The organism is Chryseobacterium ginsengisoli (assembly GCF_039542325.1).
GTDB classification, from domain to species: domain Bacteria; phylum Bacteroidota; class Bacteroidia; order Flavobacteriales; family Weeksellaceae; genus Chryseobacterium; species Chryseobacterium ginsengisoli.
In genome coordinates this window covers 188,619-201,186 of sequence record NZ_BAABHX010000006.1, presented here as the reverse complement: position 1 = coordinate 201,186, position 12,568 = coordinate 188,619, and the positions used below count along the sequence as shown (strand labels likewise).

Below are 12,568 nucleotides of genomic sequence, written 5' to 3'. Positions count from 1 at the left end.
AAGTGAGCGCGAAAGGATTCGAACCTTTGACCGTCTGCTTAGAAGGCAGATGCTCTATCCAGCTGAGCTACGCACCCATTTGTAATTTTGAGAAAATTATCTAAAACTGTCGGGGCGGCAGGATTCGAACCTGCGACCTCCTGGTCCCAAACCAGGCGCGATGACCGGACTACGCTACGCCCCGATTGAGGTCATCCTTTAACAAGAATTACCTTGTTTTTTGTGGTTGCAAATGTATAATGTTTTTTTGAATTATGAAAGTAAAATTTAAAATATTTTAAATAAAAATTTAAAGAACATTTTTTACTAATTTTACTCTTCTAATAATCATTATATTAAATATAATTTATGAAAATTACAGAAGAAGAAATTTATGATTTAAAATATACCTTATCAGATTTAATTTATCCAAGATTAAAAGTCTTCAAGGAAAAATTTGATAAAGATGAGTCTCCAACAATTCCTAATTTTAAAAATGATGAAAACTTCAATAACAAGTTTTCTCGTGAAGAAAAATTAAATTATTGGAAAAATATTTTGGAAGAAATGCTTTTCCCTTTTGGATATTATTCAGGCGATATCGATTGTGAAAATATGGAAAAAGATGAAATAAATAAAAAGATTGAAAAAGGCTTAAATGCTTTTGCGAAATATTTTAATAATCTTTGGATATAATAATTTTTTTAGACTAAATTGTTTGAACGAATGTTGTCTTTTTTTGCTAAAAAACGATTAAAGAGTATAAAAAAAACTCACAATAAAAATTGTGAGTTTTAAGTGAGCGCGAAAGGATTCGAACCTTTGACCGTCTGCTTAGAAGGCAGATGCTCTATCCAGCTGAGCTACGCACCCATTGTGTAATTTTGAAAAAACTACCAAAACTGTCGGGGCGGCAGGATTCGAACCTGCGACCTCCTGGTCCCAAACCAGGCGCGATGACCGGACTACGCTACGCCCCGAATATATTTTGTAAAAGAAAAAGCGGAGGGTAAGGGATTCGAACCCTTGCGACACTTTCGCGTCGACAGTTTAGCAAACTGCTCCATTAACCACTCTGGCAACCCTCCTGTTTATCTTATTTTTTAATGATCGTTGTTCCGTTATTGCGAGTGCAAATATAGAACAGATTTCTTTATTTACCAAATATTTTTCAAGAAAAATTTGTGTATTTTTGAGCTGATAAACGAATAAAAAAACAGACAAATGCGTAAGACATTATATATCATCGGATTAAGCACGCTTGTTTTTTCTTGTACTTCTCAACAAAATGCAAAAAAAAAACAATACATCCCACGAACTCCCGTAGTACAGCCAAAAACGGCAACTAAAACAACTGCTGAAAAACCAAGATCCCAAATCACTTCTGAGCATGGAGTAGAATTTTTTACTACTAATATAGCAGACCCTGCAAAAAATGATAACACGACCAGCTATGGTTCTATTGTTTCTGCAAAACCTGCAGGTTATAAAGTAGTGAAAACATATTTCCCCGCGATTGCGCAGAATTTCAGACAGAGATATTTGATTTTACATTATACGGCTTTACCGGACGATAAATCGATCACAGTTCTTACACAGCAAGCGGTGAGTGCTCATTATTTAGTTAACAATACAGGAGATAATGAAATTTATCAGTTGGTTGATGAAAACAAACGTGCGTATCATGCAGGAGTAAGCACTTGGAGAGCCGATAAAAATCTTAATGATACATCAATCGGGATTGAAATTGTAAATGCAGGATTTACAGCTGATGCAGTAGGAAAAAGAACTTTTATGGCATTTGATGATGCCCAAGTGAAAAAAGTAGCGGCTTTGGTGAAAGATATTGCAGCGAGATATCAAATTCCTGCAACCAATATTTTGGCGCATTCAGATATTGCTCCGACTAGAAAGCAGGATCCGGGACCATTATTTCCGTGGAAAAAATTATACGATGAATATCAGATCGGAATGTGGTACGATGAAGCAACAAAACAAAGTTTCTACGATTTAGCAACATCTACGGATTTTCAGGTTAAATACAACGATCCTACATTTATCTTTAATGTTCAGACTCAATTGCAGAAATTCGGCTACGGATTGGATCTGAGTGGAAAATGGGACGATTCAACAAAGAAAACAATTGAAGCATTTCAGTATCATTTCCGTCCACAAAATTCTGACGGAATTATGGACGCGGAAACATTCTCAATATTACAGGCTTTGATACTAAAATATCCAACAAAATAAATAATTAAAGCGCATCGGGTTCGGTGCGTTTTTGTTATCTTTAAAACCTCAAAATATTAAAAAAATCTGTAATGGAAGATTTCAGAAAAGAGAGCGATTTATTGGGCGAATTAGAAGTTCCGGTAAATGCTTATTATGGTGTACAGACGCAAAGAGCGATCAATAATTTCAAGATATCGGGACAGCTTTTATCTTCTTATCCTGAATTCATTAAAGGGCTGGCTTTCGTTAAAAAAGCTGCTGCAAAAACCAATTACGAACTTGGTTTGCTTGATGAAAATTTATATTTTAAAATTGCTGAAGTTTGTGATGAATTAATTGACGGACAGTTTCATGAGCAATTTCCTGTGGATATGATTCAGGGAGGAGCGGGAACTTCAATTAACATGAATGCAAATGAAGTAATTGCGAACATAGTCTTAGAAAAATTAGGCAAAAATAAAGGGGAATACGAATTTTGTTCACCAAATGATCATATCAACCTTTCTCAGTCAACGAATGATGCTTATCCTACGGCAATCAAAATGGGGTTGTTGCAGATGAATAGTTCTTTGGTTGAAAAATTGGAGAAAATCGTTGAGGCTTTCAGAGCAAAAGGAAAAGAGTTTCAGGATGTAATTAAAATGGGAAGAACGCAGCTTCAGGATGCTGTTCCAATGACTATGGGGCAGGAATTTGAAGCGTTTGCAGCGACTTTGGAAGAAGATATTTCTAAATTAAATAACAATGCTAATCTTTTTGTAGAAGTAAATATGGGTGCAACGGCAATCGGAACAGGAATTAATGCTCCGGTTGGATATGCAACGCTTTGTGCGAAAAACTTGGCTCAATTAACGGGTTTTCCTGTAATTTCTGCTCCGGATTTAGTTGAAGCAACGCCGGATACAGGTTCTTATGTAATCTATTCCTCAGCAATGAAGCGTCTTGCGGTAAAATTATCGAAAATCTGTAACGATTTAAGATTATTATCTTCAGGACCAAGAGCCGGACTTTCAGAAATTAATTTACCGCCAATGCAACCGGGATCATCGATCATGCCTGGAAAAGTGAATCCTGTAATTCCGGAAGTTGTTAATCAGGTTTGTTTTAAGGTTTTTGGAAATGATCTTACGGTGACTTTTGCTGCAGAAGCAGGACAATTACAATTAAACGTAATGGAACCGGTACTTTCTCACGCCATTATGGAAAATATTCATTTCCTGAGCAACGCTTTGGATACACTTCGTGAAAAATGTATTGTAGGAATTACAGCCAACAAAGATGTTTGCTTAAACATGGTAAAACACAGCATCGGAATCGTAACAGCATTAAATCCTTACATCGGCTACAAACAATCTACAGCGATTGCGAAAGAAGCTCTGGAAACAGGAAAAAGCGTTTATAATTTAGTTTTGGAAAAAGGACTTCTTTCCCAAGAAAGACTGGATGAAATTCTTGATCCTAAAAACATGCTGAAACCGCATAACAAGTAATATAAAAGATAAGTGATAAATGGTAATTTATAGATTAAATTTTAAATGTCTTATTAACCATTTATCACTTATCATTCATCATTTATAATTTGAAAGTGAAATTTCTAATCATCATTCCTGCGCATAACGAAGAAAATAATCTTTCATTCACACTGGATTCTTTACAACAGCAAAGTTTTAAGGATTTCAAGGTAGTGATTGTTAATGACGGTTCAACGGACGGAACTTCTGAAGTTATCAAAAAATATACAGATAATGATTCCAGATTTGAAACTGTTAATCTTCAAAAATCTGCACATCAACCGGGTTCAAAAGTGGTGAATGCTTTTAAAAATGGTTTAAATACTCAAAATATTGACGAATTTGAGATCATTTGTAAATTCGATGCCGACATAATTTTATCTGAAAATTACCTTGAAAAAGTTGAAAACTCATTTAAAAACAATCCAAAATATGGCTTGATCGGCGGATTATTATATGTGGAAAAAGATGGAGATTGGGTTTATGAAGGGAATTCTAATAAACATCATGTTCGAGGTCCGATGAAAGCTTACCGGAAAGAAAGTTTTATTCAAATGGGTGGAATTCGTGAAACATTAGGTTGGGATAATATCGATTCGATTTTACTTGAAAATTTGGGTTGGAAAGAAATTGTTTTACCTGAATTACATGTGAAATTAATCAAAGTAAAAGGTGCAGATTACACAATAAAACCTGCAGATTATTATGGACGGTATTTTTATTTTTTAGGATTAAATAGGTTTTTAGCTTATGTAGCCTCTTCAAAAGAAGCCATGAAAAGTAAATCCGTTTCTTTTTTCTTTAATATTATTAAAGCTTACGAAAATTGTTGCTCGAATAAATTGGAATTAAAAATATCAAAACACGAACAGAAAATCATCAACGATCAACGTTGGAATATGTTGAAGAAAAAGTGGTTAAAGATGTAATGTTTCTGACTATAAATAAGACCAATAAGCATAATATTCGTCATTCAGAACGAAAAGAAGTTGTAGTGAACTCCTTTGTCGAAATGACATCATGTTAAATAATAATAATCTTTGAAAAAAATAGCCTACATAGAAATCGATACTCACGCAGAAATTGCGCAATCTTTCATGAAAATTATGGAAGGTTCCCAATCTTTTTCAGTGGATTATTATTTTTCAAAAAAGATTAAGGATCAGATTGTTGATAATGGAGAATCAATTTTTTTGTCCGACAGTTCAATGATTTTAGATCAGTTGAAAACGAACAATTATGATCTGATTATTATTGGCACGATTCATCGTTATTTCAATACTTTTCAGGCTATTGTTCAGAAATATAATACTTCAGTGATTGTTCATAACATCAATTTTACAAATACTTCAAGGTTTAATTTAATCAAAAGTATTTTCAAAGAAGATGTTATTTACAGGTTGAAATTATGGTGGAAAGAAGGTTTATATTATTCATCAAAACCCTATCAAAAAGCGAAAAATATTTTAGTTTTAGATGAAGAGCTTTCTTCCGACAAATTTAAATTTTTGCCTCTCTTTTATACTGAAACTTCAGAAAAGCAATTCAATAACGATACAATTGTCGTAATTCCTGGTGGTGTTTCTCAAAAAAGGAGAGATTATAATCACGTTTTTAAAATCATTAAAAATTTCAAAACAGACGAAAAATTTACATTTATATTTCTCGGAAAAGCAAAAGACGATGAATTAGAACAACTCGAAAATTTATCGTTAAATCTTCCACAAAATATTAACATTAAATATTTCTCAGAAAGAGTTTCTTCAGAGGAATTTGAATTATGGATGCAAAAAACAGATTTTTTGTGGTGTCCGATTCAGCAGGAAACCGAATTTTTCAGCCAAAAAGAAATTTATGGCAAAACCAAAATGACAGGAAATTTAGGGGATGCAATAAAATTTGGGAAATTAGCTGTTTTTCCTTCAAATTATCCTTCGAAATTAAAGTTTATTATTCCTGAACAGAAAAATATTCTTGAACAGTTTAAACGACTTAAAAACTCTCAATTCGATTTCCAAAAAGATTATAATAAAAACTCGGTTCAGGAAAAATTAGAAAAAGTTTTAAACAGATTGATTTCTATTTAAATTTAAAAATACTTTTAATAAAGTTTTTGTTCAGATAATCCTCAATAGGAAAAACTTTGGTGAAGTAATTTCCGATAAAAATCAAGATTAGAACGACTGCAGGTTTATAAATCAAATTGATGAAATTATTACTGAAATTCGGTAAAACAATCGCGACCGTAATTGCCAAAGTACAGATAATAGAAACGAAAATCATCTCGATCGATAACGGAGAAACTTTAAACATAAAATAATTGAAAATGATTTTTATGACATTATAAGTCGTCAAAGAAATGGCAGTAGATAAAGCAATTCCAATCAGTTTCAAGTCTGTATTTTTAAGGAAATAAAGATTTAAAGCAATCGTTAATCCTGCCAATAAAAGCATGACAATAATATTAAATTTATAGTATTTTGAAAGTGAAATAATATTTCCGTTGAATCCGGTTGCTAAATCCACCAAAACTGCTGATCCCCAAATCCATACGACAGGTTCATATTCTCTCAGCATCATTCCGTTTTTAGGCATAAAATAAGTCAGATAAGGAAATCCAACCATGATACAGGAGAATAGAACAGCTCCTAGAAAATACAAAGTAAGAGATGTTTTTTTATGAAATTTATCCAATCCTTCCATGTCTCCGTCAGCAAGATTTTTACTGATGATAGGTGCAGAAATATTGAATAAGCCTAATTGTGGAATTGAAACTAATGATATCAATGCATAAAGCGTAGAATAGATTCCGTTTTCTTCCATTCCCAGAAATTCGCCAATCATAAAACTGTTGATTGCTAGATAATTACCAAATGTTCCTAAAAATCCGAAAAAACTGTAAGCCGCAAATTCTTTATAAAAATCATCTTTTTTAAAGTAATCCGTACTGAAATCGAATTTAATTTTTTCCAGTTTATTGGTGTAAAAAACATATCCGACAAACATCAAGGCAAACATGCCGAAAAAGAATATCAATGCAATTCTCTCAGGAATCGGTGAAGTTTCTGTATACCGCGAAACGAGATAAATGAAGATTAAAAAAGCTCCGAGATTGGCAATTTTTGGAAATAAATTATCAAAAATATTGGAAACAACAATTCTTTTATAATTCGAAATATATTTGTTGAAAATAGCACAAAATGAAAGCATTAAAGTAAGAGGAAGGATAATTTCTTTGATCTTCCAGGCTTTCATATTCTTAAATCCTGGAAAAAAATACGGAATCAGGAAAAAGATACACAGAAAAACAATAAAATTGATAAAAACCAAAGCCAATGAAAGCGATAGCATATTCTGTCGTTTCCCGTCTTTGTCTACTTTAGGGAAAAATTTTACATTCGCATACGAAATTCCGAAAACTACGAATGGTACAAGCATTTCTGCAGTTGGCATGATGTATCTTAATGTTCCGTAAAACTCAAGATCGTTCATGAAAATAAAAATCGAAACGGTCCCCAACAGAAAACCAAGATAGCCAATGATGGAATATTTAAATCCTTGCCTCGCTACTACACTCATGATTTTTTATTAGTTTTTGGGAATAAAAATAATGTTGTTGATGTATTCCGTTTTATTTTTTTCGTCGCTTATATTTTTCAAAAGAATTTCTTCCGTTAACTTTTCAAGCTCAAAATTATGTCTGTTTAAATATTTTGCGTCATATCCCCAAGATTCAACCTCGGAAATTTCTTTCCAGATCGGGGTTTCATGATGTCTTTGTTCCATTTCCACCATCAAAGTAGGTGCAAATTGTTTGATAATTTCCTTTGCTCCGTAAAGCGTTTTCATTTCATTACCTTCAACATCTATTTTGATGAAATCAAGTCTGTGAAAATGCTCAATTGCTGACCAATCATCAAGTTTTATCACTTTTACTTTTTCAGTATAGCTTTTTTCTTCGCCTTTTTCTTTGTAATCTGTGTTTAATGTTCCTCTTGAGGCTATCATTTTCCCATTAATGATCGGAACTTTAAATTCAGCCGTCGTATTTTCGTCGGAAAGTGCCAAAGGAAGAACTCTCATTGTAGGGAACAGTCTTTTCAGACGTCTGTACAATTTTTTGTTGGGCTCAAAAGCATAAATGTGTTCATGATCCAATCTGTTCTCCAATTGATACAAAAAAGTTCCTACGTTTGCGCCAATGTCCAGAATTACAGCTTTTTTGGGCAAAAATTCTTTGATCCAGACCAATTCCGGTTCTACATTTCTTGCCGAGAAATTATCTTTATTAAGATTGTTTAAATTCTTAAAATATCTTTTTTTATAAAAACTCGGACTGATGTATTGCAGTTTTTCGGCAATTCTTTGGTATAAGGACATTGTGGGCATTTTGACTAATCAGCAAATATAAGAAAAATGGTTAAATTATTGTTAAAAATATTTAATTGTAATTAATTGAAAATCAGTGATTAGTTTAATGCTTAAAATTTATAAAAAAGTTGATTTAATTTCAATGTCAAGTAGAATTTCACTTTTTATTTGAAGCTTTTTCCTGCTCTCCGCACTCGCTATTTTCTTGGTTTCGGCGGCGGCTTTGCCGCCGAAACCAAGAAAATGAGCTCAAACAATTGCTGCGATCAGGGCTAGGCGATAGTTTTTCATTTCAGCATTAGAAATAACTACAAAGTTTTTACCCGATAAATTTAGAAAATCAATAATTAATAATAAATTGTGAATTACAGGATATTAGAAAATTGATTACCCATCATTCCACCTATACGAACGGCGTATTCAGAAAATCATTCAAAGGCTTCATTAATTTGAAAACTTTTGTAAGATTTTTTACGGCATTTTTATCCAGAATTTCTTCATCTTTTAAATTATAAACGACAATGAAATTTTTCAGTTTCAGATATTCCCCCATTGGATCTTCTTTTTCAAAACCCTGTGGAATTTTTTTCAGTTTATCATCCTGATCAAGCTCAGGGAAATGTTTTTTGAAATCTTTATCATTGATGATTTTAAGAAAATCTTCTCCATACAACGAAATTTCCTTTCTCAATTCCTTTAAAACAGAAGATTCAGGCATGTAGATTCCTCCTGCAATGAAAGATTTTCCAGGCTCCATGTGAAGGTAATATCCACCTTTCTGGCTTCCTTTTCCCATTCCCAAAGATGCTCCGAAATTGGTTTTATAAGGAATTTTATCTTTCGAAAATCTTGTATCACGATAAATTCTGAACAATGATTTTTTAGCATCAATTTTTTTTAATTCATCATCAAATTCAGACATTTCATTAATTAAATCTTCAAGAAAAGCAATTATATTTTGCTGTGATTCTGTGTAAAGATTTTTATTTTCAGTAAACCATTCACGGTTATTATTTAAAGTAAGCTTGTTTAAGAAATCAAAAACTTTTGGAGAGATTGTTGCGGACATAATAATATTTAGTTTATTGTTACTAAGATAATTAAATAGAAAAAGGGTGAGAAATTATTGCTTATTAATTATCAACTAACAACCAAAAATACAAAAACTATTCATATCTCAATGCTTCGATCGGGTCTAGTTTTGATGCTTTTAAAGCAGGATAATATCCAAAAAATACACCTGTAATTGCACAGACAATAAATGAGACAATAATTGAAGATTCTGTAATAAAAGTCGGCCATGAAAGGAAAAAAGTGACCAGTTTTGTGGTTAAAATCCCTAACAAAACGCCAATAATTCCTCCTGTAATACTAATCATAATAGCTTCAATTAAAAACTGATACAAAATGTCTTTTCCTCTTGCTCCGATCGACATTCTTAAACCTATTTCTTTAGTTCTTTCTGTCACAGAAACGTACATGATATTCATAATTCCGATTCCCCCAACAATTAATGAAATTCCGGCAATGGCGGATAAAAGTACGGTTAAAAGCTGGCTTGTAGAGCTCATTGTAGAAATCAATTCTGCCTGAGTTCTCACGGAAAAATCGTCACTGTTCCCGTCAAGCGGAAGTTTATGTTGTTTTCTTAAAATTTCAGAAACCTGATCTGTAGCTTGTTGAGAGGTATTTTCATTCGTAGAAGAAGCATAAATTGTCTGAACATAGGTAATTCCCAAAAATCTTCTCTGAACTGTATTGAAAGGTGCAATAATCACATCATCCTGATCCTGTCCGAAAGCATTCGAACCTTTTGAGGAAAGAACTCCGATTACTTTCATCGGAACTTTATTAAATCTGATAATGCTTCCAACCGGATCTTCACCGTTGGGAAATAAATTTGTAACAACTGTTTGACCAAGTAAACAAACTTTGTTGGAAGACGTTACATCTTTTTTAGTAAAAAGCGAGCCGTCGGAAATTCCCCAATCTCTGATGCTGAAATAATCTTCATTTACACCCTGCAACTGAGTCGGCCAGTTATTCGGACCGTTGATTGCCTGTCCGTTTGTCTGAACCGCGGGTGAAACATACGATACATCGGGAGCGCCTTTCGCAATCGCGTCTGCATCCTGAGATTTTAGTGTTTGTAAGCCTGTTGCGCCAATTCTCGCTCCTCCTGAAACATTTACATTGCTTGAGGGACGAATTGTAATCATATTCGAACCCATTGAAGAAAGCTGATCGCTAATACTTTTTTTGGAACCTTCACCAATCGCGGTCATTGCGATAACTGAAGCGACCCCAATGATAATTCCGAGCATAGTTAAAAATGCACGGAGTTTATTTCGTAAAAGAGCTTTCCAGGCGATTCTGAAGAGATTTGAAAGATTCATTTCGTTTCAGTTTTTTTGATTAAAATTTATTTATAATCATCATTTACAGGAAGATTTTCCAAGGCTTCTCTGGCAGATTTTATGTCTTCATTTTTTACATCTTTAATGACTTTTCCGTCCCTTAAAGTGACTGTACGGCTACTGAAAGTGGCAATGTCCGGTTCATGCGTTACGAAAACAATCGTACTTCCCTGTTTGTTCAAATCCTGCATTAAAGCCATGATTTCGTAGGAAGTTCTAGTATCGAGATTTCCGGTAGCTTCATCTGCCAAAATCATTACAGGTTCATTAACCAAAGCTCTTGCAATCGCAACTCTTTGCTGTTGTCCACCCGACATTTGATTGGGTAAATGATCGATTCTGGTCTCTAATTTTACGGCTGTTAAAGCTTTGATAGAACGTTCGTTTCTTTCTTCCGATGATATTTTCGAATTGTATAAAAGCGGAAGTTCCACATTTTCTTTCGCAGTCGTTCTGGGCAAAAGATTGTACGACTGAAAAACAAATCCGATTTTTTGATTTCTTAAAATTGCCAGTTCGTCACGATCCAGATTTTTAATATTGACTCCGTCCAAAATATAATCTCCACTGGTGGGTTTATCTAGACATCCAACAATATTCAATAATGTAGATTTTCCGGAACCACTGCTTCCCATGATTGTCACAAATTCACCTTTTTCAACAGAAAATGTAACGCCCTTCAAGGCATGGACAATTTCGTCGCCCATCTTGAACTCTCTTTTCAATTCATTTATTTCGAGAATTTTTTCTGCCATGATTTCAAATTTTAGATAAATTTATCTCGGACCACCTCCTCCGGTTCCGCCTCGATTTCCACCGCCGTTTCCACCTCCTCGTCTTTGAGGCATGAATGGACTTTTTGCAGCACCTCCCGAAGATTTTTTAGACAAACTTTTATACCCTGTAATAATATTATCGTTTTTATTCAGACCTGAAATCACCTGAATTTCTGTATCATTATCCATTCCTGTTTTTATTTTTTTGCGGGTGATTGTGCTGTCTTTTCCGATGATCCAGACTGCAGCTTCGTTTTTATTTTCATTAGTTGATAGATTTTTCCCTTGTCCATTCCCTTTTCTTTTTCCTTTTTTACCATTCGCAAAAGGTGAGGCAACTTTATATTTTTTAATTACCAAACTATCCGGTCTGAAACTCGTGGCTGCAGCAGGAATTTTCATGACATTATTTAAAACCTCTGTGTAGATTGTAATATTTGCGGTCATTCCCGGTTTTAATTTTAAGCTTGAATTATCGGCATTAATCATAGTTGTGTAATTCACAACATTCGATGAAACTGTTGGCTGTAGTCGTACTTCGGAAACACTTCCGTTAAAAGTTTCATCAGGAAAAGCATCGACGGTAAAAGTTGCTTTCTGGCCTATTTTTACATTTCCGATATCCGCTTCATCTACCGAAGCACGAATCTGCATTTTCGTTAAATCTTTAGCAATACTGAAAAGAGTAGGAGTACTGAAACTGGATGCAACGGTCTGTCCTTCACTTACATTTCTATTCAGAATCGTTCCGTCGATGGGTGAGTAAATATTAGTCAGTGATAAATTTTTCTTAGCTGTAGAAAGTTGCGCACTTACAGAATTTACCTGCGCTCTTGCTGCATTGATTTGGTTTTGAGCCACATCATAATCCGCTTTACTTACAGCCCCGACTTTATATAACTGAGTTTGACGGTTGAAATTAATTTCATTATACGAAAGATTACTTTTTGCATTTTGCAAATTAGCATTGATCTGTTCAGTTTGATATTGTAAAAGATCGGGATCTAAAGTTGCCAAAAGTTCTCCTTTTTTCACTGTAGAATTGAAATCAACGTAAATGTTTTTGATAATTCCAGAAACCTGTGTTCCTACTGCAACTGTATCAACAGGTTGAACTGTTCCTGTTGCTGTAATGGAATTTGAAATTTCGCCCATCTCAGGTTGTACTGTTTCAAGCTGGATTTTAACCTCTTTCTCCCGAATGAAAAAATACCAAACCGCCCCCAAAACAATGATACCACCGACGATCCAATACAGCCATTTTTTATTTTTTGTTTTCATA

11 protein-coding genes and 5 tRNA genes are annotated in these 12,568 nt (G+C 33.8%); 5 read left to right on the top strand and 11 right to left on the bottom strand.

Features of this window, described 5'->3' with window-relative positions:
• Window positions 1–3: 3 nt before the first annotated feature.
• Window positions 4–77 (bottom strand) — tRNA-Arg (locus ABD940_RS17625).
• A 32-nt stretch (window positions 78–109) separates the two neighbouring features.
• Window positions 110–184: transfer RNA gene (locus tag ABD940_RS17620), tRNA-Pro, on the bottom strand.
• Between the two features lie 164 nt (window positions 185–348).
• Here ABD940_RS17620 and ABD940_RS17615 point away from each other — a divergent pair.
• The gene (locus ABD940_RS17615) at window positions 349–675 is read left to right on the top strand and encodes a hypothetical protein (protein ID WP_345206891.1); all 327 of its coding nucleotides are present in this window, start codon (window positions 349–351) and stop codon (window positions 673–675) included.
• Between the two features lie 103 nt (window positions 676–778).
• On the opposite strand, the gene ABD940_RS17610 is transcribed toward ABD940_RS17615, so the two are convergent.
• From ABD940_RS17610 to ABD940_RS17600, 3 genes are all read right to left on the bottom strand, one after another.
• Window positions 779–852 (bottom strand) — tRNA-Arg (locus ABD940_RS17610).
• Between the two features lie 32 nt (window positions 853–884).
• Window positions 885–959 (bottom strand) — tRNA-Pro (locus tag ABD940_RS17605).
• 23 nt (window positions 960–982) lie between these two features.
• Window positions 983–1,067, bottom strand: a tRNA-Ser gene (locus ABD940_RS17600).
• 136 nt (window positions 1,068–1,203) lie between these two features.
• On the opposite strand from ABD940_RS17600, the gene ABD940_RS17595 reads away from it, so the two are divergent.
• The 4 genes from ABD940_RS17595 to ABD940_RS17580 all read left to right on the top strand — a co-directional run bounded on the left by ABD940_RS17595 (window position 1,204) and on the right by ABD940_RS17580 (window position 5,809).
• The gene (locus tag ABD940_RS17595) at window positions 1,204–2,229 is read left to right on the top strand and encodes an N-acetylmuramoyl-L-alanine amidase (RefSeq protein ID WP_345206889.1); all 1,026 of its coding nucleotides are present in this window, start codon (window positions 1,204–1,206) and stop codon (window positions 2,227–2,229) included.
• A gap of 71 nt (window positions 2,230–2,300) precedes the next feature.
• A complete protein-coding gene (gene aspA / locus ABD940_RS17590) occupies window positions 2,301–3,701 on the top strand; it encodes an aspartate ammonia-lyase (protein WP_345206887.1) in 1,401 nt (466 codons plus the stop codon).
• 95 nt (window positions 3,702–3,796) lie between these two features.
• Window positions 3,797–4,651 carry a glycosyltransferase family 2 protein gene (locus ABD940_RS17585; RefSeq protein WP_345206885.1) on the top strand — a complete coding sequence of 285 codons (855 nt, stop codon included), beginning with the start codon at window positions 3,797–3,799 and terminating at the stop codon, window positions 4,649–4,651.
• 111 nt (window positions 4,652–4,762) lie between these two features.
• Entirely contained in the window at window positions 4,763–5,809 is a 1,047-nt protein-coding gene (locus ABD940_RS17580; RefSeq protein ID WP_345206883.1) for a hypothetical protein, read from the top strand.
• Here the strand turns inward: ABD940_RS17580 and ABD940_RS17575 are convergent.
• The 6 genes from ABD940_RS17575 to ABD940_RS17550 all read right to left on the bottom strand — a co-directional run bounded on the left by ABD940_RS17575 (window position 5,802) and on the right by ABD940_RS17550 (window position 12,567).
• Window positions 5,802–7,301, bottom strand: coding sequence for a lipopolysaccharide biosynthesis protein (locus tag ABD940_RS17575; RefSeq protein ID WP_345206881.1), 1,500 nt, complete (start codon window positions 7,299–7,301; stop codon window positions 5,802–5,804). The genes ABD940_RS17580 and ABD940_RS17575 overlap by 8 nt on opposite strands.
• 9 nt (window positions 7,302–7,310) lie before the next feature.
• On the bottom strand, window positions 7,311–8,102 hold the full coding sequence (locus ABD940_RS17570) for an FkbM family methyltransferase (RefSeq protein WP_345206879.1): 792 nt from the start codon (window positions 8,100–8,102) through the stop codon (window positions 7,311–7,313).
• A 394-nt stretch (window positions 8,103–8,496) separates the two neighbouring features.
• On the bottom strand, window positions 8,497–9,162 hold the full coding sequence (locus ABD940_RS17565) for a DUF2461 domain-containing protein (protein WP_345206877.1): 666 nt from the start codon (window positions 9,160–9,162) through the stop codon (window positions 8,497–8,499).
• A gap of 97 nt (window positions 9,163–9,259) precedes the next feature.
• Window positions 9,260–10,489, bottom strand: a complete 1,230-nt coding sequence (locus tag ABD940_RS17560; protein ID WP_345206875.1) for an ABC transporter permease — start codon at window positions 10,487–10,489, stop codon at window positions 9,260–9,262.
• A 26-nt stretch (window positions 10,490–10,515) separates the two neighbouring features.
• Entirely contained in the window at window positions 10,516–11,265 is a 750-nt protein-coding gene (locus tag ABD940_RS17555; protein ID WP_345206873.1) for an ABC transporter ATP-binding protein, read from the bottom strand.
• A 21-nt stretch (window positions 11,266–11,286) separates the two neighbouring features.
• A complete protein-coding gene (locus tag ABD940_RS17550; protein WP_345206871.1) occupies window positions 11,287–12,567 on the bottom strand; it encodes an efflux RND transporter periplasmic adaptor subunit in 1,281 nt (426 codons plus the stop codon).
• Between the last annotated feature and the right edge of the window lies 1 nt (window position 12,568).

Excerpts from the sequence above, each read along its gene's own strand:
- aspA (WP_345206887.1), top strand. The coding sequence starts at position 2,301 with ATGGAAGATTTCAGAAAAGAGAGCGATTTATTGGGCGAATTAGAAGTT.
- ABD940_RS17560 (WP_345206875.1), bottom strand. The coding sequence starts at position 10,489 with ATGAATCTTTCAAATCTCTTCAGAATCGCCTGGAAAGCTCTTTTACGA.
- ABD940_RS17550 (WP_345206871.1), bottom strand. The coding sequence starts at position 12,567 with ATGAAAACAAAAAATAAAAAATGGCTGTATTGGATCGTCGGTGGTATC.
- ABD940_RS17575 (WP_345206881.1), bottom strand. The coding sequence starts at position 7,301 with ATGAGTGTAGTAGCGAGGCAAGGATTTAAATATTCCATCATTGGCTAT.
- ABD940_RS17555 (WP_345206873.1), bottom strand. The coding sequence starts at position 11,265 with ATGGCAGAAAAAATTCTCGAAATAAATGAATTGAAAAGAGAGTTCAAG.
- ABD940_RS17595 (WP_345206889.1), top strand. The coding sequence starts at position 1,204 with ATGCGTAAGACATTATATATCATCGGATTAAGCACGCTTGTTTTTTCT.
- ABD940_RS17615 (WP_345206891.1), top strand. The coding sequence starts at position 349 with ATGAAAATTACAGAAGAAGAAATTTATGATTTAAAATATACCTTATCA.
- ABD940_RS17565 (WP_345206877.1), bottom strand. The coding sequence starts at position 9,162 with ATGTCCGCAACAATCTCTCCAAAAGTTTTTGATTTCTTAAACAAGCTT.
- ABD940_RS17570 (WP_345206879.1), bottom strand. The coding sequence starts at position 8,102 with ATGTCCTTATACCAAAGAATTGCCGAAAAACTGCAATACATCAGTCCG.